Below are 18,676 nucleotides of genomic sequence, written 5' to 3'. Positions count from 1 at the left end.
GGGATGTTAACTTATGCAAATTTATCTCATTTTATACAGTTTTCTGACCGGCTCTTTATAGACGTGAGGAAAACATGTAAGATTTACGTCTGGCGAGTTCAATTGACCCTGTGCCTGCCGGCTTGCTGCCGGCCGGTCAACCGCCCTGTGCTGCTGGCCCCTGCCGGCCGGTGGCCCCGAGGAGAACGAACATGAAAAGAATCTTTGCCCTGACCTCTTTGGCCCTGCTGCTGGGCTCGTGTGCCAACAACTCGGACACCACCTCCAGCACCACCACGACCACAACCACCACTTCCAGCACGAGCACCGAAACCGCTTCCGGCGCGGCGACTCCGGCCTCGGGCGCCGCGACCGTTTCGGCCGCCGGCAAGACCGACACCCTGGTCATTCAGCGCTCCAGCGATATTCCCACCACCGACCCCGGCACCTCCTACGACACGGCCAGCGGCGAAGTGCTGCAGAACGTCTACGAAACGCTGCTGTCCTACAAGGGCAAGTCCCTGAGCGACTTTGAAGGCGTGCTGGCAACCGAGTGGAAGGCCAATGACGCCGGCACCGAGTACCGCTTCACCCTGCGCCCCGATGTGAAGTTCCACACCGGCAACCCCTTCAAGTGCGCCGACGCCGAATACACCTTCCGGCGCAACCTGGTGACCAACGGCTCCGAATCGGGCAACTGGTTCCTGTCCGAGTCGCTGCTGGGCACCGGCTCCAACGCCAACGACGACAAGAGCATCACCTGGGACAAGATCAGCAACGCTGTGAAGTGTGACGGTGAAACCCTGGTCTTCACCCTGCCCAAGGCCGACCCAGCCTTCCTGGCCAAGCTGGCTTACACCGGCCAGGGCATCCTGGACTCCAAGCACGCCAAGGAAATCGGCGAGTGGGACGGCACCGAGGGCAACATGATGAAGCACGTGGGCGTGGACCTGACCGGCAGCCCCCTGGCCAAGGACCCCAGCGGCACCGGCCCCTACAAGATCGTCAGCAACGACTCGACCGGCGTGACCCTCAAGGCCTTTGACGGCTACTGGGGCGGCGCGGCGCCCATCAAGAACGTGGTGCTGAGCATCGTGCCCGAGCAGGCCAGCCGCCTGCAGGCTTTCCTCAACGGTGACGCCGACATGGTGGAAACTGGCGGCCGCGAAGTGGTGCAGACCCAGTTGGCCGGCCAGCCTGGCGTGACGGTGGTGGACGACCTGGAAACCCCCAGCACCTACGGCTTTACCATGAACCAGAACCTGGAAGGCAGCCCCAACCTGGGCAGCGGCAAGTGGGGTGACGGTATCCCCGCCAACTTCTTCCAGGACGCCAACATGCGCAAGTGCTTCGTGGACGCTTTCGACTACGATTCCTACATCCAGCAGGTGCAGATGGGTAAGGGCGAACAGCTCAACACCATGCTGCCCAAGTCCTTCCTGGGCTACGACCAGAGCCTCCCGGTCGCCAAGATGGACATGAACGCGTCCGAGGAAGCCTGTAAGGCGGCCCACGGCGGTCAGGCCTGGGAAAACGGCTTTACCCTGAACGCGGCCTACCGTGAAAACGACAAGGCCATGCAGACGGCGCTGGAAATCCTCAAGCAGAACATCGAAGGCATGAACCCCAAGTTCAAGATGAACCTCAAGCCTCTGCAGTGGAGCGAAGTGATCAGCAAGGCCAACGAACAGCCGATGATCTACGTGGGCTGGTCGCCTGACTACGCCGACCCGGACAACTTCATGCGCACCTTCTACCACTCCAAGGGCTTCTACCACGGCCGCGCGGGCTTTACCGAACCCGAACTGGACAAGCTGATTGACCAGGCACGCGACACCACCGACGAAGCTCAGCGCAAGCAGCTCTACAGCCAAATCGCCAAGCTGGCTGCCGAGAAGAACCTGTACATCCAGCTGCCGACCCAGGTGGGCGTCGCCGTGGTGCGCTCCAACGTGCAGGGCGCGACCGCCGAGAACTACAACCCCCTGAACAACAACACCTGGCTGTGGAAGGACCTGAGCAAGACTCAGTGATCTGATTCCTGGCAGGCGGCAGCGTCCTCAACCGGCTGCCGCCGCGCCCCCACAGTCCCAGAACCTGTGCCCCTGGCCCCGCGCCGGGGGTTTTTTCATGGGTTTGGCTGGTGAGCAAAAGGGAGATGAATAATTCATCCGGCACGGCCAGAACCTGCTGCTTTAAGGGCCAGTGGCGCTGGCTTTTACCGTATGGCAGAAGTCCGGAGGCAGCCAAGGAGCTTTGCCGGGGTATCGGATGAAAATAAGTTACAGGCCACTGGAATCTTTCGTCATGATTGTGTATTGTTACTCATCAGCTGTTTTATCTTCCCTTTGGCTTCCGGAATGGGGAAAAGGTTTTTTCTCCGTGTAAGAGCGCCTTTTTAATCCCCATTTTCGTGGACATTGGGTGAGAAGCTGGCCAACCTGCGGAAGGCCGGAGTGGTTGCATAGCTATTCCGGCCTTCTGATCCCCCCCAACAGAGGAGTACACATGAAAAAATCCGCCATCCTGCTGACCACCCTGGCCATGACGCTGGCTGCTTGCAGCACCAAGACCGAAACCACCACCAGCTCCACCACCACCTCGGCGGCGACCAGCACCGATACGGCCAGCACCACGTCCACCACTGACGCTTCGGGCACCACTGCGGCCAGCACGTCCGGCGCGGCGGCAAGTGGCACCGGCAAGACTGGTAAGGACACCATGGTCATTCAGGAATCCTCGGATATTCCTACTATGGACCCCGGCACCTCGTACGACACGGCCAGCGGCGAGATGTTGGAAAACATGTACGAAACGCTGCTGACCTTCAAAGGCACCTCTATCAACCAGTTTGAGGGCCTATTGGCCACCGACTGGAAGGAAGAGGATGGCGGCAAGCGCTACCGCTTCACCCTGCGCCCCGATGTGAAGTTCCACACCGGCAACCCCTTCAAGTGCGCCGACGCCGAATACACCTTCCGGCGCAACCTGGTGACCAACGGCTCCGAATCGGGCAACTGGTTCCTGTCCGAGTCGCTGCTGGGCACCGGCTCCAACGCCAACGACGACAAGAGCATCACCTGGGACAAGATCAGCAACGCTGTGAAGTGTGACGGCGAAACCCTGGTTTTCACCCTGCCCAAGGTGGACCCGGCCTTCCTATCCAAGCTGGCCTACACCGGCCAGGCCATCGTGGACTCCAAGCACGCCAAGGAAATTGGCGAGTGGGACGGCACCGAAAAGACCTGGAAGGATGCTGTGGGCGCCGACCTCAAGAAGAGTGCGCTGGCTAAGGACCCCAGCGGCACCGGTCCTTACAAGCTGGTGAGCGCCGACGCCAACACTATGACCTTTAAGGCGTTTGACGGCTACTGGGGCGGAGAAGCCCCCATCAAGAACGTGGTGCGTCAGCTGGTGCCTGAAGAATCCAGCCGTGTCCAGGCATTCCTGAACGGTGACGCCGACCGTGTCGAGTTCCCTAGCCGCGAAGTGATTGATACCCAGGTGAAGGGTCAGCCTGGCGTAACGGTGGAAGAGGGCGTGCCTGCCCTGAGCGCTTACGCTTTCCTGATGAACCAAAACCTGGAAGGCAGCACCAATATCGGCAGCGGCAAGTGGGGTGACGGTGTGCCCACCAACTTCTTCCAGGATGCCAACATGCGCAAGTGCTTTGTGGAAGCCTTCGATTACGACCAGTACATCGAACAGGTGTACATGGGCCACGCCAAGAAGCGCAATTTCATGCTGCCCCCCGAATTCCTGGGCTATGACGAAAGCATCGAGCCGGCCAAGTTCGACCTGAAGGCCGCTGCGGACGACTGCAAGGCAGCCCACGGCGGCGCGGCCTGGGAAAACGGCTTTACTGTGAACGCCGCTTACCACGAGGGCGGCAAGAGCATGCAGACGGCCCTGGAAATCCTGAAGCAAAATATCGAATCGCTGAACCCCAAGTTCAAGGTAAATGTGGTTCCCAAGCAGTGGAGCGAGATCATCGACCAGAAGAACAAGGAAGTGGTCGTGTACGGTGGTTGGTCGCCTGACTACGCCGACCCGGACAACTTCGTGCACACCATGTACCACTCCAAGGGTTACTACGCTCCCCGCGACGGCATCAACGACGCCGAAATCGACAAGTGGATCGATGAAGCCCGCAGCACCACCGACGTGGAAAAGCGTAAGGGTCTCTACAAACAGATTGCCCAGAAGGCCATGGACCAGTCCTACTTCATCCTGCTGCCGGTGCCCGAAGGTCAGAACGTGTACCGCGACAACCTGCAGGGCAAGACCGTCGCCACCACCAACCCCATGCTGGCCGGTGGTTGGCTGTGGAAAAACCTCAGCAAGACCCAGTGAGCTTCGCTCCCAGTTCCCTCTGAGCCTTTGCAGTCTCAAAGAAAGCTGCCCCCAGTGTGGGGCGGCTTTTTTGTGGTGCCCTTTCTGTCCTGCGGTTGCCTGGGAAGGCCAGCATAAATAGGGAGGGGGAGAGAAACGAGAAAATCAGGAACCGGCTGCCGCGCGGCTCCTGACTCTTAGGTTGAGGCTTGATTTGAGGAGAACCCAGTTAGGCCAGGTCTTCTACGATCTGGGCCATGTCCTTGCGGATACAGCTGAACATCGGGGTGTCCTGCAGGGTGTAGTTGCTGGCTTCGGTGTAGCGCAGGCGGTGAACCAGGTCCACGAATTCCTGCGGGTAATCGGAATCGAAGGCCACCACGAATTCCTGATCGTCGATGCCGTAGGAGTAGCTGGTGTTGATGCGCACGCCCTTGAACGGCTCGGAGGCGTAGATGTGTTCGTCCATCATGCCCTGACGGGAGTAGGGGGTCAGGTCGTACCATTCCCGTTTTTTCACGAAGGGATAGATGAACAGGTATTTGCCCTTGCCCGGCAGCATTTCCAGGCCGTGGCCGCTGCCTTCGATCCGCACCACATATTGGCTGCGCTTTTGCATGCTGAGGTAGTTGTAGGGCTGCGTCAGGTAGCCCATCAGCCGGGTGCGGTTCAGCCGGGCCTGAGCGTCCTGGAATTCGGCCGGGTCAAAAGCGATACGCCAGAGCATGAAATCGGTATCGCCGCGCACGCCCACCAGCGAGTAGGTGCGCTGAATCAGGCCCTTTTCAGCCGGGGCGCCTTCGGTCCAGCCTTCTGCGGCCCGCAGAAATTCGGTCTTGATCTCCTCACGCTCGGCGCGGGGCAGGCGGCGGAAAGCCGGGTCCAGCTTGTAAAAAGCGTAGTTGAGGTACTGGCGGTTGGCGTGGTCCGGTTCCTTCTGGCCCACCTGCCCGCTGGGGTCCAGGTCCACCATCCGGCCGCGGCCCTTGCGGGCGGCCACGGCGGGACCACTGGGCTGCATCGGCTGCCCACCGGCTTCACCAGCCGGGGCGCTGGGGGCCTGGGTGGCGGCCGGGCCGGGGGCTGCGGCTTGTTCTTCGGAGTTGCTCATGGCCTGTATTGTGCCACGTTTGCCCTGGCGGCTCGGGGGACGATTTTCCCGTCCTGGACTGACTGAAAGGTCGGTCGGGGAGTGTCACTGGGCTCCCTTTTGAGCCTGAGACTCTGGGCCATGGCTGCATTACCCTGAAGGCATGCCGTTCAAACACATTTCCTTCCTGACCCGCGACCTGGACCGGACCCTGACCTTCTACGCCTTGCTGGGCGCTGAGGAACTCAAGCGTCTGCAAACTGCTGAAGGGTACAGCCGCGCCGTGCTTGACCTGGGCGGGGGCGGCCGGGTCCAGTTTTTCCAGATTGCGGGCGAACTGCCGGCGCCACACCCGCACTGGGCCGAGCATCTGGCGCTGTATGTTGCTGACCTGCCGGCTCTGGTCCAGCGGCTCCAGGCGGCCGGCTATCCCCTCAGCCGGCCCCTGCAACCCAGCCCCGGCGGCCGCTTGATGGCTTTCGTGCAGGACCCGGACGGCCGCTCGGTGGAGCTGTTGCAGCAGGACTGAAGCCTGTTCAGCCGGGCGGCAGCCAACATGGCATGAAAAACCCCACCAGCGCAGCTGCGGGCGGGGGACTTCTGTAGGCGCGGCTGTCGCCGGAGCGCTTAGGGGCCTTCGGTGTACACCTTGGAGGAGTAGTAGTACTTCTCGACGGCCAGCTTGCCCAGCGCCACCAGCGGCACGGCGATCAGGGCGCCGGCAAAGCCCATCAGGCTGGCACCGATCAGGATGCTCAGCAGCACGGTGATGGGGTGTAGGTCGGTGGTCTTGGACAGCACGATCGGGCTGAGGAAGCTGCCCTCGACCTGATTGGCAACCACGAACACGGCGATGGCCAGCAGCACTTTGGTGATGCCCATCGGCGCCGCCAGCAGGACCGCCGGAATGGCCCCGATGATCGGTCCCAGGTAGGGAATGATGTTGAAGATGCCGGCCAGAAAGCCGATCGCCAGTGCGCTGGGAATTCCCAGCAGGCTCAGGCCAATGGCCACCACGGTGCCCACGAACAGGGCGATCAGCAGCTGCCCGCGCACATAGCCGCCGATGGCGGTGCCGGCCAGGTCCGAGAATTCCAGCACCTTGGGCTGCCAGGGGCGCGGAAACATCTTCAGCATGGCCTTGTTGACCCGGCTGTAGTCCAGCATCAGGTACACGCTCATCAGAATGATGATCAGCAGCTGTCCCAGCACGCTGCCGATGGTGGCGATCGAGGTGAACAGCGCGCCCTGCGGATTCAGCCACCTTTGCAGGATGGGCACCAGGTTGTTGCCCAGATTCTGAATATAGGTCTGGATCGTTTCGGTCACCCGGCCGCGTGCTTCTTCTAGGCCCGAAACACCGTGGGAATTCAGCCACTGAATCCAGCCGTCGGCCCAGCCCTGCACGTTCTGCACCAGCTGCGGCAGCTGCCGCAGCAGGTCAATCAGCTGCCCAGCAATGGTACCCAGCAACAAGCCTGCCAGGGTCAGCACGCCGGCCAGCAGCAGCAGCACGAACAGCACGCCAAGGCCGCGTGGCACCCGGCCCCGCTCCAGCCAGTTCAGCATCGGGTTGGCGATATAGGCGATCAGGTAAGCGACGGCAAAGCTGACCAGAATAGAGCTGATCTGGCCGGCAAAGAAGTAAGCGGCCACAGCCAGCAGCGCGAAGATAACCAGACGGAACCAGGGATTGCGCCAGGCGTACTGAAAAGCATTGGGAGGTTTGGGGCCAGAAATCACCCCTGCAGTATAGAAAGGTGGGCGGCATGGGAAGATGCGCCGCTCCTTAGCGAAACTTGGCCGTCCGGCTGAGGTGCTGGGGGGCTTCCGGGCGCGCCGGGGCGCAGAAGGCCTGCACCCGGCCGGGCAGATGCTCTAGACTCGGGGCCATGTCGACTGAAAGAACCTTTGCCATGATCAAACCCGACGGCGTGCGCCGTGGGCTGACCGCCGAAATTCTGCGCCGCATCGAGCTCAAGGGCTACCGCGTGGTGGGCCTGAAGCTGTACCAGATTCCCCGCGAAACCGCCGAAAGCCATTACGGCGAGCACCGCGAGAAGCCCTTTTTCGGTGAGCTGGTGGACTTCATCACCTCTGGCCCGGTGGTGGCTCTGGCCCTGGAAGGCGAAAACGCTATTTCCGGCTGGCGCAGCATGATGGGCGCCACCAACCCCGCCAGCGCTGCGCCCGGCACCATTCGCGGCGACCTGGCCACCAGCATGAGCGAGAACGTGACCCACGGTTCCGACAGCCCCGAAAGCGCCCAGCGCGAACTGGGCCTGTTCTTCCGCGAGGACGAACTGCTCGGCTGAGCCCATCGCTCTGACCCCTTTTCGGCTCCCGGTGCCCCGGCACCTGGGGCTTTTTTTGATGCTTCCGGTGTGACTCCTGTTCAGAGCTGCCGCTTTCGGGAATGGGCGGGGCCACTGGCCGGCTGCCGGCGCCTTATGCTGCAAGCATGCCGCATCACCTTGCCCTGGCCCTGACCGGATTTCTGCTGCTGACCCTGCTCACCCTGGGCCTGGGGCTACAGCTGCGGCTGTGGCAAACCGCGCGGCGCTGGCATCACCTGCTGTTTTTCGCGGTGGTCACTGGGGTACTGCTCAGCGGGGGGCTGGCCTGGCGGGCGGGCCGGACCTGGCTCTGGCTGCTGCCAGCGCTGGGGCTGCTGCTGCTGATGCCGCGCACCCGGCCGGGCCGCGGCGACCATTGGCGGCTGGCCCTGGTCAGCGCGGCGGCTTTTGTGCTGGGGGCCTGGGGAAGCTGGTAGGGCTCTGTCCTTCCAGGCCAGTCTGCCGCCGGCTCAGACCTCGGCCAGGGTGCCTAGCCCTCGGCGCTGGGCTTCCTGGTAGGCGCCCAGCGCTACTGCCAGGTCGAAATAGGCGGCTCCCACGCACTTGAAGAAGATGATCTCGTCTGCCGTTTCGCGGCCCGGCCGGGTGCCACAGGCCACACCCGCCAGGTCGGAATGCACCTGCTCAAAGCTCCAGAGCCCCTGCTCCTGCGCGTAGATCAGTTCGCCGGCCTCGTGCCGGGGGCCTTCCAGGGTGTCCAGGACAATCTTGTCGGCCCGCTGCACCGTGACCAGGTCTACCTCGCGCATGGACGGCAGGTAACTGCCGATGCCGCTGAGAAAGGTGCCCGGCTGCAGCGCCGCGCCGTCAAACACCGGGGTGCGGGACTGGGTTGCAGTGACCACCATGTCGGAAGCTTCGACCAGAGCCTCGGCGCTGGGGGCCACCAGAATCTCGGTGCCGGGCAGTTCGGGGCGCAGGGCTTCCGCCAGCTGCTGGGCCTTGTCGGCGCTCAGGTTGAACAGCCGCAGCTCGCGCAGTTCGCGCACCGCGGCCACCCCCCGAATCTGGTCGGGGGCCATTCCCCCGGTGCCGATCACGCCCAGGCGGCCCGCGTCCGGCCGGGCCAGATGGTCGGCGGCAATGCCGGTCAGGGCGCCGGTGCGCAGCCGGGTGAGGTGCGAGGCGTTCAGCAGGGCGGTATGCTCCCCGGTTGCAGCGTCGGTCAGCAGGGTCACGGCCTGGGTGGTGGGCCGCCCCTGGGCCGGGTTCTGCGGAAAGACCGACACCACCTTGCTGCCCAGTACTCCCTTGTTATCTAGCGCTCCCTTGCTACCTAGCGCCCCCAGCTCACCGATGGCGCTGGGCATATACAGGGTGCTGGCTTGCCCCGGCGACTCCAGCACCAGCCGGGGCGGGTTCTGCACCTGCCCGGCCTGCTGGGCCTCCAGCGCCGGCAGCAGGTCGCGCAGGGCCTCGCGTATGCCGTAAAAGGAGCGAATCTGCGCCTCACTGAGAATCAGCATGTCTTCAGCCCACCTGTTTGCCGGGAAGCGGGTCGAGCTGCTCGCCCTGGCGCTCGCGCACCCCTGCCACCGAGATCAGCGAGATGACTGCCGCCAGAATGATGTAAATGGCGACCGGCACATAGGAATTGTCATAGGCTTTTAGCAGCGCCGTGGCGACCAGCGGCGCTGTGCCGCCGGCCAGGGCCGCCCCGATCTGGTAGCCCAGGGTGATGCCGGTGTAGCGCACGTTGGACCGGAAGATTTCCGAGAACATGGTGCCCAGCACCGCCGTAATCGGCGCCCAGATGAACCCCAGGCCGATGATGGTGGCCAGAATCAGCAGCGGCACCGATTGCTGTTGCAGTAGCCAGAAATAGGGAAAGGCAAACAGCGCCATGGCCACCGTTCCGCCGATGTACAGCGGCTTGCGGCCCACCCGGTCCGAGAGCGCGCCCATCGCAGGAATCAGCAAGGTGGTGAACACGGTGCCCACCGTGACGGCCAGCAGGGTGCTGGTGCGGTCAAAGCCCAGCTGGGTGGTCGCATACGACACCACAAAGGTGCTGAAGATATAAAAGGGTGCCGTTTCTACCACCTTGGCACCGATGGCGATCAACACCTCGCGCCAGTGGGTCCGCAGGGTTTCCAGCAGCGGCACCTCGGCCAGTTCGCCCTGCTCGCGCGCCGCTTTGAACGAAGGCGTTTCGTCAATTTCCTGGCGTACCCACAGCCCGAAGACAATCAGCAGGGTGCTGAAGAGGAACGGCACCCGCCAGCCCCAGCTGAGAAACTGTTCTTCCGGCAGCAGGGTCATCAGCGACAGTGCCACGGTGCCCAGCAACATGCCCAGCGCCACGCCCATCTGCGGCACGCTGCCGAACAGGCCGCGTTTTTCTTTGGGGGCGTATTCCACCGCCAGCAGCAGCGCGCCGCCCCACTCGCCGCCGATGCCCAGGCCCTGAATCAGCCGCAGCAGAATCAGCAGCAAAGGGGCCCAGATGCCGATCATGTCGTAGGTGGGCAGCAGCCCGATGCCGACCGTAGCCACGCCCATCAGCGACAGGGTCAGCACCAGCGTCTGCTTGCGCCCGATCCGGTCTCCGATATGGCTGAACAGTACCCCACCAAAAGGCCGGATAAAAAAGGCCAGTGCCAGGGTGGCGTAGGAAAGCAGCAGGCCCACGGTGGGGTCGTGGGTGGGGAAGAACAATTTATTGAACACCAGGCCCGAGACGGTCCCGTACAGGAAATAGTCGAACCATTCGATGGTGCTTCCGGCCAGGCTGGCCAGCAGGACCCGGCGCGGCAGGGCGCCGGAAGGGAGAGCGGCAGCGGGGGTAGGTTGAGACATCAGGACTCCTCGGTGGGCCGCCTGCGCCAATAGGGAAAAAGCGGGAAAACAGGCGGCCAGATTGAAATGGGGTAGGTGTGACTATAGCGCCGCACCCGCCCCAGCGCGGTAGGCTGGCAGAGTGGAACTTCTTGATGGCATGCTGGCCCGCCGCACCACCAACGGCCCTTTCCGGCCCGACCCGGTCTCGCGTGAGCACCAGCGCATCCTGATGCGGGTGGCGCAGGCGGCCCCCAGCCATTTCAACTCGCAGCCCTGGCGCTTCGTGCTGATCGAGAACCCCGAGACCATCGCCCGCATCGCCGAGATTTCCGGCGAGAGCATGACCGAGCTGATTGACGCCGGGGTATTTTTCGAGCGTTACCGCCGCTATTTCCGCTTCACGCAGGCCGAGATGGAAGAGCGGCGCGACGGCATTCATATCGATCACCTGCCGGCGCCGCTGCGGCCTTTTACCCGGCACATCTTCAGCGACTCGGGCATCAGCATGATGCGCCGGCTGGGCGTGCCCAAGAAGCTGGGCGAAGACAACCGCAAGTTGGTGGCCGGCAGCCCTCTGCTGATGGCCGTGCTGCTGGACAAAGAGGAATACCGCCCCGGCGAACTGAGCGGGTTCTACTCGGTGTTCGGCATGGGCGCCGCGGTAGAAAACATCTGGAACGCTGTGGGCGAGCTGGGCATGGGCATTCAATTCGTCTCTACCCCGATGGAAATTCCCCGGCAGTGGCAGGCCATCCGCGAGCTGCTGAATGTGCCGCCCGAGCTGGAGCTGATGGCCGTGTACCGCCTGGGTTACCTGCCGTACGATCAGGGCCGGCCCAGCATTGACTGGAGCAGCCGGCACCGCAAACGGCCCTCGCAGTACGTGTACCGCGAGAAAGTAGGCCAGCCCGAGCAGGACGAGGAGTAAGACACAGAGTTGCTGGCAGGGGCGGAGACACCGCCTGTAACCCGTGAGGCCCGGTCCCTGGCTGTGGGACAACAAGAGGGCGCCGCCACTATTGGTGCCGGGCGCACCTTTCACAATAGGGCCGACCGGGTGCAGCCTTTTTCCGGGGCCGGGTGAGCGTTTTCTTTCTGGCCCCCGCAGGCCAGAGCTGAGCCCCTGAGGGAGCCCTATGAACCAACAACCGCCCGAACAGCCCGCCCCGCAGCCGGGAGCAGCGGCCGAGCCTGTTTCTTCCCCGCAGCCGCCGGCCGGTGCAGCCGCCGCCGGCACTTTTGCCCTGGGCGGTGACCTGCCAGTGGCCCGGCTGGGCTTCGGCGCCCTGCATACCGTGGGGCGTGGCGGCTGGGGGGAACCGGCCGACCCGGCCCTGGTGCAGGAACTGCTGGCGCTGTTGCCGCAGCTGGGCGTCAGCCTGATTGACACTGCCGACGCTTACGGGCCGCACATCAGCGAGGAACGGATCCGGCAGGCCCTGCACCCCTACGACACCGTGGTGGTGGCCACCAAGGGCGGGCAGGTGCGCCCCGGCCCCGGCGAGTGGCGGGCGCTGGGCCGGCCGGAGTATCTCAAGCAGGCCGCGCTGCTCTCGCGCCGCCGCCTGGGGGTCGAAAGCATTGACCTGTGGCAGCTGCACCGAATCGACCGCCGGGTGCCGCGCGACGAACAGTTCAGTGCTATCCGGGAACTGCGCGAGGAAGGCGTGATCCGGCATGTGGGCCTCAGCGAGTGCCAGATTGAAGACATTGAGCTGGCGCAGCGCTACTTTCCGGTGGCGACCGTGCAGAACATGTACAACCTGGTTTACCGCAGAAGCGAGGATGTCCTGAATTACTGCGCCGCGCAGGGCATCGGTTTTATGCCCTGGAATCCGCTGGGCGCCGGGCAGCTAACAGGTCAGGGCAGTGTGCTGGACGAGGTGGCCGCCGAGCTACAAGCGACCCCGGCGCAGGTGGCGCTGGCCTGGCTGCTGCGCCGTAGCCCGGTCATGCTGCCGATTCCCGGCACCGGCCGCCCCTCGCACCTGCGCGAGAACGTGGCGGCGGCCTCGCTGGTGCTGAGTGACGAACAGTTCGCTCGCCTGGACCGGGCCGGCCAGAGCCAGTGGCACCAGGAACTCTCCGACGAAGAAGAACTGCTTTAAGGGCGCGTTGAACCTGCCCTGACCTTTGGCGTCAGGGGAGGCGGTAAGGTGTAGATTAAACGCAGGTTCCTGACTCTTGCATTGGCAACTTCCAGTTGAACACTAGGAGTACTTGTCTGCCTTGCCCCTGTCTGCTTGTCTCTGTCCAGACTGGTCGAGACGGTGCCGGAGCCAATCAGGAATCCTCTGAGGAGACCATCTTATGAAGCAATTTCTGACCTTTGCCGCCCTGCCCCTGATTGCCTCTCTCACCCTGTCACAGGCCCTGGCTGTGCCGGCAGCCGATCCGGTACCCGCTTACAAGGATGTTGTAGCAGAAGTGACCGCCGACGACTACCGCGCCGTGGGCGCGCCGGTGCAGGGCCGCCTGGAAACGGACGGTCAGCGCCTGATTCCGCTCAAGGTGCCGGCCAATGGCAACTATCTGGTGCTGGCCGCCTGTGATGACGAATGTTATGACATCGACCTGTCGCTGTTCGGCGCCGACGGAACCCTGCTGTACCGCGACGACTATGATGACGACTTTCCGGTGGTGTACGGTGACAAGCTGAAAGCTGGCCAGACCATCTACGCCATGATCAGGATGTACGACTGCGCGAATGAAAAGGACGGCTGCCAGTACCGCCTGGGCCTGTTTGCCGAGAAGTAACAAAGTCAAGCGCGGGAAATGACCGTTGGATGGGGCTGCCTGGGAATTTCCGGGGCGGCCCCTTCTTGTTGACCTCACTTTTCCTGCCACGCCTGCGGTGAAGGTTACGGCCGGCTGCTTGGCTCGGGAGCACAATAGACGGTATGACACAGACCCCCGTGCTGCGCTCCCTGGTGACCGGGACCCCTCCCTACCAGGCCACCCAGGCCCAGATTCAGCAGACTGCCGAGCAACTGTTTCCCCGCCTCGCTTCGCGGTCCAGTCTGCAGGGCGTGTTTCACAATGCCCGCATTGACGAGCGCGCCGTGTCGCGGCCGCTGGACTGGTACCTGACTCCCCACTCCTTTGCCGAGAAGAACGCCGTGTTTGTGCAGGAAGCCCGCGCCTTGATCGGGCGGCTGTCTCAGCAGGCGCTGGACGAAGCGGGCGTGTCCCCACAGGACATTGACGCCGTGGTGGTGGTGAATACCACCGGCATCAGCACCCCCAGCCTGGACGCCTGGCTGATTCAGCACCTGGGCATCAGCCCGCAGGCGGCCCGGCTGCCGGTCTGGGGCCTGGGCTGCGCCGGTGGGGCCGGCGGGCTGGCCCGCGCCGCCGACCTGGTGCGGGCCGGACACCGCGCCGTGCTGTACGTGGCTGTGGAGCTGTGCAGCCTGACTTTTCTGCCGCAGGACGAATCCACCTCCAACTGGGTGGGCCTGGCCCTCTTTGCCGACGGCGCGGCCGCAGCGGTCCTGACCGCCCCTGACCTGGACGCGGCTCCGGCGCGGCTGGCGCTGCACGGTGCTCGCTCGACCCTGATTCCCGACAGCGAGGACATCATGGGTTGGGACGTGGTGGACGCGGGCCTGCGGGTCCGTTTCAGCCGCAGTATTCCTGCCCTGGTCCGCGAGATGATGGCAGGCAACGTAGCCGAGACACTGGACAGCGCCGGCTGGACTCAGGATGACCTGTCCTTTTACGCCGTTCACCCCGGCGGCGTGAAGGTGCTGGAAGCTTACGGCGAGGTGCTCAACCTGTCACCGGATGACCTGAGCGCCAGCTGGGACGTGCTGCGGCGCCACGGCAACATGAGCAGCGCCACCGTGCTGTTTGTGCTGGAACGGTTGCTGGCGTCCGGCGTGAAGGGGCGCGGCCTGCTGAGCGCGATGGGCCCGGGCTTCAGCGCTGAACAGGTGTTGCTCGAAGCCCTCTAACCTCCAGCTCTGTGATGACAGGGGTCAGCGAAATGCGTCCCAGAGCCGCGCCGCTGGCCCCTATGCTCTGCTACCCTGGCCCCTATGGCAAATCCTGATTTTGTAGGGCTGGTCACTTCGGTGCAGGCCACGGCGGAAGCGGCCCTGGGCCAGCTCAATGCGGCCACCAGCAGCGCGGCCCGCGACGGCCTGCTGGACGAATCGCGCTCGGCGCAGGTGGCCGAGCGTTCCCTGCGGCTGCTGGTGATGCTGGCCGAGAAGACCCGCGGCAACCTCGACTTTGAAGAAGCCGAGATTCTCAGCGACGCGGTGGCCTCGGTGCGCGAGCTGCAGGCAGCGAAAGCGGCTCAGGCCGGGGCAGCGGCGGCGGAGCCGAACTGATGCGGGCGGTCCTGCAGCGGGCGGCGCAGGGCCGCTGCACGGTGGAGGGGCAGGTAACCGGCCAGATCGGGCAGGGCCTGGTCGTGCTGCTGGGCGTGGGCCCGGAGGACACCTCCGCCGAGGCTGAGCAGCTGGCACAAAAAGTTGCCCGGCTACGCATCTTCAGCGATGATGCTGGCAAGATGAACCTCTCGGTGACGGATATCGGCGGCGCCGTACTCAGCATCAGCCAGTTCACCCTCTATGCCGACACCCGGCGCGGGAACCGGCCCAGCTTTACCGGCGCGGCCGCTCCGGCGCAGGCTCAGAAACTGTATCAGGCCTTCAACGCCGCGCTGCGTGCCGAGAACTTGCCAGTGGAGGAGGGCATCTTCGGCGCAGATATGCAGATTGAACTGCTCAACGACGGCCCGGTCACCCTGCTGCTGGACACGGACGACTGGAAATAAGCTTGCTGGCTGGCCGCTGCCGCAACCGGCAGCTCTGACACAGCAAAAAGCCGGGCAACGGGGAATCCTGTTGCCCGGCTTTTTATGGCTTGGAGATTACTTCAGCTTGGCCAGCAGCTGCTGGGCAGCCTGCTTGTCGCGCTTGTCCCAGAAGGTGTTGGCGGGCAGCGATACAGCCTTGTTCAGCTGGGCCACGGCCTGGGCCTTGTTGCTGTTGCCCAGCAGCATCAGGGCGCGGGCGTATTCCAGGCGGTGAATGATGCGGTTAGGTTCTAGGCCGATGGCCTTGTTGAAGTTAGGCACCACCTGATCAGGCTTGGCGCCGGTGGCTGCGCGGGCTGCGCCACCCTTGGCAGACAGTTCGGCGTTCCACAGACCCAGGGCCACGTAGGCACTGGCCATGTTGGGCTTGAGGCTGATGGCCTTTTGCAGGTTGGTCTTCATGTTGCCGGCCAGGCTGAGGCTCTGCAGGATACCGGCACTCTGGGCCAGACGGCCCTGGGCGCGGGCCAGCTCAAAGTAGCCTTCAGCATTGTTCTTGTTCATGCTGATGGCCTTCTGAGCGTAGCCCTGAGCCTGCTGGTAAAGGGCCTTATTGCCGTTCATGCCGGCACCCAGGGTGGTGGCTTCAGCGGCCAGGGCGTAACCGTCGCTGGTGTTCAGTGCGGCGGCCGCTTTGGCGGCGCCCTGCCAGTCGCCGGAATCCAGTTTGCTCTGGGCAGCGCTGAGGCTCTGGGCGCCGGCGGTGCTGAGGGTCAGGGCTACGCCCAGGGCAAGAGTAGGCATCGGGGTCTTGTACATAGTCTCCTCCGAGGCAAGACCGCATAGCAGCGGCTGCCCATTGTTCAGTCTGGTAAGTCTGTGAGCTTCAATGGAGCAGAAGCCCTACCCAGGCCTGAATATCTGTTTGATTTGAATCGAGTCCAAGTTTAGCCTCGGTCAAATGAACAAAACGGGAGCTGAAATACAAGTACCTTGACAAATTGTCAGCTGGATTTTAAATCGTTTGTCAAGAGCGGCCAGCAAGGCAGCAGAAACGGCGGCCTGTAGAGTTTGGCCGCCGCACAGCTTGGCTGCTCTGCCCGCTTCAGGGACGCTGGCCCAGACGCTCCAGCCCTTCGCTGGCCTGGGGATAGACAGGCCGCAGCGCCAGGGCACGGCGGTAAGCGGCAGCCGCCTGCTCGGGCTGCGTAGCGGCGGCCGCGCTGCTGCGTTCCAGGCTGAGACCCAGGTAATAGAACGCTTCGGGGTTCTCGCCGGTGGTGGCGGCGTCAGCAAAGTTGGCACGGGCGCGGGGCAGGTCGCCGGCGTCCAGATTCAGCCGGCCCAGATAATACGAGAAGTCGGGGTAGCTGCCGCCGCTCAGCTGTGGCGCTCGCTCCAGCTGTTCACGGGCAGTGCGCGGTTCGCGTGCCAGGTAACTGACCACCCCATACTGCCCCGCTGCATAGGCACTGGCCGGGGCCAGCTGCACCGCCAGTGCGGCCTGTGGGCGGGCCACCGCAAAGTTGCCGCCCTCGGCCAGCAGGCGGGCAAAGTAGGCGCGGTTGAGGCCGTCACGCGGCTGCGCCAGTACGGCCCGCTGAATGGTGGCGGTGGCGCCCGGCAGGTCACCGCTGGCGTACTGGGTTTCGGCCAGGTTGAACAGAATTACGCTCTCCTGCGGGTTGAGGCGGCTGGCCTGCTGAAAAGCCCGCACTGCGCCCGGCAGGTCGCCCTGAAAGCGCAACACATAGCCGCGCTCGTTCCAGATCTTGCTGCCTTCGGTGCCCCGGCGGCTGGCAGGAAGGCTGCTTAGCGCCCCTTCGGCGGCGTCCAGAGCGCTCAGCGCCGCACGCAGCTGGGGGTCGCTGTTGGCGGCTGGCCTGGTGCCAGCTGACTCAGCACTGCCCGGCTGAGGCAGCCGCGACTGGCGGAAAGCCTGTGAATAGGCCTGCGAAAGCGCGATCCGGGCACTGATGTTGGCCGGGTCCAGTTCAATCAGGCGGTTCAGGGTGGCGGCGGCCGCCTCGCTCTGGCCCAGCCGGGTCTGCGAGCGGGCCAGCCCCAGCAGGGCGTCGGGGTTGGTTGGGTTAGCGCGCACGGCAGCGTCATAGGCCACAGCGGCCCGCTGGAAGTTGCCCTGGCCGTAATAGAACTGGCCCACCGTCACATAATTGCTGGCCGAGATGGCCGGAGCCGGGGTGGGCGTCTGCACTTCAGCCTGTGCCTGAGCGGCCGGCAACGTCAACGCGAGGAGTCCGGCGCTCAGCCGCAACCACTTGGAAGTCAGAATGCTCACAGTTCCTCCACTATAAAACGGGACTCATGAACCCTGTGTTCATACCCAAAACGTCTCTGTTCAGGCTGTCCCTGCCTGAATGTTCAGGTCCAAAAAAAGCCCCCGGCGTGGGGGCCTGGGGCTCAAAAGCCGGCAGAAAGTTCAGCGGCTCTGAGGCAGACGAGTCTGGCCCACGTCACTGCCGGCCACCGATTCCGGCGTCTGGTCTACCTGCTTGGCTTTGTCCAGCATGCCCTGTTCCTGCACATCTTTGATGTCGTGCAGGTTGTTGGTGTCTTTGTCGCCACCTTCGGGGCTGGTCTCGGTCCGGGCGGGATGGTTCGGGTCACTCATGGGTTGTACCTCCTGTCTGAGATGAATTGAGCGTAACGCGCCTACACCGGCCGGGGGATGGAAAAGGCCTTGTGAGATCATTGACGCTCCGGCTGTCTTCTCAGTCGTCCCAGCCTTCTGGGCCGCCTTCGCCGCCGCCCTCACCACTGAAGGTCTTTTGCAGCCCACTAACCAGGGCCTGGGTTTCGGCTGGGGTCAGGCGCGCTTCAGGGTGCAGCGGCAGGTAGGTCTTTTCGGGCATTTCGCCCTTCTGCACCGTTTTGGCCGCCTCGTCAGCTTCCGGGCCGAAACCGGGCACACTCACGTTGAATTTGGAGCGGCCTTCATCCACGTGGTTCTGAACCAGCCAGGAGACGGGGGCCACGTTGGAATACCACGGCCAGGTGGTCTGGTTGCTGTGGCAGGCGGCGCAGGCCCGCGTGAACAGTTGCTCGGTCTGGGGGCTGTCCCACGGCGGCGTGGCTTGCACCGGCGGATTGGTGTGGGCACGGCCGTAGGGAATCAGTTGCAGCAATACCAGGGCGGCGGCCAGAGCTCCCAGCCACTTGGCCCAATTGCCAGTAGAACGGTTGCCGGAAGTGCGGTTGCTGGAGGGGCGGGGGCCAGTGGCCTGCAGGTGACGTTCGGGAGGGGTCATAGTGAGGTTCTCCTACTTGAATGCGGAAAGAGGGGCGGGGTTGGAAAAAAAGAAGGCGGGCGGGACCAACTGCCCGGCGGCGCCTTCCCTTTATTTCTCT

19 protein-coding genes are annotated in these 18,676 nt (G+C 63.8%); 11 read left to right on the top strand and 8 right to left on the bottom strand.

Features of this window, described 5'->3' with window-relative positions; all coding sequences use genetic code 11:
* Positions 1-191: 191 nt before the first annotated feature.
* Entirely contained in the window at positions 192-2,012 is a 1,821-nt protein-coding gene (locus OCI36_RS05850) for an ABC transporter substrate-binding protein (RefSeq protein ID WP_261664145.1), read from the top strand.
* A 475-nt stretch (positions 2,013-2,487) separates the two neighbouring features.
* On the top strand, positions 2,488-4,332 hold the full coding sequence (locus OCI36_RS05845) for an ABC transporter substrate-binding protein (protein ID WP_261664144.1): 1,845 nt from the start codon (positions 2,488-2,490) through the stop codon (positions 4,330-4,332).
* A gap of 208 nt (positions 4,333-4,540) precedes the next feature.
* On the opposite strand, the gene OCI36_RS05840 is transcribed toward OCI36_RS05845, so the two are convergent.
* The gene (locus OCI36_RS05840) at positions 4,541-5,332 is read right to left on the bottom strand and encodes a chlorite dismutase family protein (RefSeq protein WP_261664386.1); all 792 of its coding nucleotides are present in this window, start codon (positions 5,330-5,332) and stop codon (positions 4,541-4,543) included.
* 232 nt (positions 5,333-5,564) lie between these two features.
* Here OCI36_RS05840 and OCI36_RS05835 point away from each other — a divergent pair, with 232 nt between their 5' ends.
* Positions 5,565-5,930 (top strand): VOC family protein, encoded by a 366-nt coding sequence (locus OCI36_RS05835; RefSeq protein ID WP_261664143.1) that lies wholly within the window; start codon positions 5,565-5,567, stop codon positions 5,928-5,930.
* Between the two features lie 98 nt (positions 5,931-6,028).
* Here the strand turns inward: OCI36_RS05835 and OCI36_RS05830 are convergent, their stop codons facing one another.
* A complete protein-coding gene (locus OCI36_RS05830; RefSeq protein WP_261664142.1) occupies positions 6,029-7,144 on the bottom strand; it encodes an AI-2E family transporter in 1,116 nt (371 codons plus the stop codon).
* 149 nt (positions 7,145-7,293) lie between these two features.
* Between OCI36_RS05830 and ndk the strand changes: the two genes are divergently transcribed.
* Positions 7,294-7,716: a nucleoside-diphosphate kinase gene (gene ndk / locus OCI36_RS05825; RefSeq protein ID WP_261664141.1), complete on the top strand. Its 423-nt coding sequence runs from the start codon at positions 7,294-7,296 to the stop codon at positions 7,714-7,716.
* A gap of 146 nt (positions 7,717-7,862) precedes the next feature.
* Positions 7,863-8,174: a hypothetical protein gene (locus OCI36_RS05820; protein WP_261664140.1), complete on the top strand. Its 312-nt coding sequence runs from the start codon at positions 7,863-7,865 to the stop codon at positions 8,172-8,174.
* 33 nt (positions 8,175-8,207) lie between these two features.
* Here OCI36_RS05820 and OCI36_RS05815 read toward each other — a convergent pair whose 3' ends face one another.
* Together OCI36_RS05815 and OCI36_RS05810 are read right to left on the bottom strand one after the other, a co-directional pair.
* On the bottom strand, positions 8,208-9,224 hold the full coding sequence (locus OCI36_RS05815) for an ornithine cyclodeaminase family protein (protein ID WP_261664139.1): 1,017 nt from the start codon (positions 9,222-9,224) through the stop codon (positions 8,208-8,210).
* A 4-nt stretch (positions 9,225-9,228) separates the two neighbouring features.
* Positions 9,229-10,557, bottom strand: a complete 1,329-nt coding sequence (locus tag OCI36_RS05810; RefSeq protein ID WP_261664138.1) for an MFS transporter — start codon at positions 10,555-10,557, stop codon at positions 9,229-9,231.
* A gap of 139 nt (positions 10,558-10,696) precedes the next feature.
* Between OCI36_RS05810 and OCI36_RS05805 the strand changes: the two genes are divergently transcribed.
* The 6 genes from OCI36_RS05805 (at position 10,697) to dtd (ending at position 15,325) form a co-directional block, all read left to right on the top strand.
* Positions 10,697-11,467 (top strand): nitroreductase family protein, encoded by a 771-nt coding sequence (locus OCI36_RS05805; protein ID WP_261664385.1) that lies wholly within the window; start codon positions 10,697-10,699, stop codon positions 11,465-11,467.
* Between the two features lie 208 nt (positions 11,468-11,675).
* On the top strand, positions 11,676-12,647 hold the full coding sequence (locus OCI36_RS05800; protein ID WP_261664137.1) for an aldo/keto reductase: 972 nt from the start codon (positions 11,676-11,678) through the stop codon (positions 12,645-12,647).
* A gap of 202 nt (positions 12,648-12,849) precedes the next feature.
* On the top strand, positions 12,850-13,296 hold the full coding sequence (locus OCI36_RS05795; protein ID WP_261664136.1) for a hypothetical protein: 447 nt from the start codon (positions 12,850-12,852) through the stop codon (positions 13,294-13,296).
* Positions 13,297-13,439: 143 nt separating this feature from the next.
* Entirely contained in the window at positions 13,440-14,495 is a 1,056-nt protein-coding gene (locus tag OCI36_RS05790; protein ID WP_261664135.1) for a type III polyketide synthase, read from the top strand.
* An 84-nt stretch (positions 14,496-14,579) separates the two neighbouring features.
* Positions 14,580-14,876 (top strand): DUF1844 domain-containing protein, encoded by a 297-nt coding sequence (locus OCI36_RS05785; RefSeq protein WP_261664134.1) that lies wholly within the window; start codon positions 14,580-14,582, stop codon positions 14,874-14,876.
* Entirely contained in the window at positions 14,876-15,325 is a 450-nt protein-coding gene (dtd, locus tag OCI36_RS05780; RefSeq protein WP_261664133.1) for a D-aminoacyl-tRNA deacylase, read from the top strand. The genes OCI36_RS05785 and dtd overlap by 1 nt, the downstream gene beginning before the upstream one ends.
* Before the next feature lie 96 nt (positions 15,326-15,421).
* Here dtd and OCI36_RS05775 read toward each other — a convergent pair whose 3' ends face one another.
* From OCI36_RS05775 to OCI36_RS05760, 4 genes are all read right to left on the bottom strand, one after another.
* Entirely contained in the window at positions 15,422-16,126 is a 705-nt protein-coding gene (locus OCI36_RS05775; protein ID WP_261664132.1) for a tetratricopeptide repeat protein, read from the bottom strand.
* Between the two features lie 286 nt (positions 16,127-16,412).
* A complete protein-coding gene (locus tag OCI36_RS05770) occupies positions 16,413-17,606 on the bottom strand; it encodes a tetratricopeptide repeat protein (protein WP_261664131.1) in 1,194 nt (397 codons plus the stop codon).
* Positions 17,607-17,747: 141 nt separating this feature from the next.
* Positions 17,748-17,939, bottom strand: coding sequence for a hypothetical protein (locus OCI36_RS05765; protein WP_261664130.1), 192 nt, complete (start codon positions 17,937-17,939; stop codon positions 17,748-17,750).
* A gap of 100 nt (positions 17,940-18,039) precedes the next feature.
* Complete coding sequence (locus tag OCI36_RS05760; protein ID WP_261664129.1) at positions 18,040-18,576, bottom strand: heme-binding domain-containing protein; 537 nt, start codon at positions 18,574-18,576, stop codon at positions 18,040-18,042.
* Positions 18,577-18,676: the final 100 nt, after the last annotated feature.

The organism is Deinococcus sp. Marseille-Q6407 (assembly GCF_946848805.1).
Lineage (GTDB): Bacteria > Deinococcota > Deinococci > Deinococcales > Deinococcaceae > Deinococcus.
The sequence above is the reverse complement of the archived record's forward strand: the minus strand, read 5'-3'. Positions and strand labels throughout refer to the sequence as shown.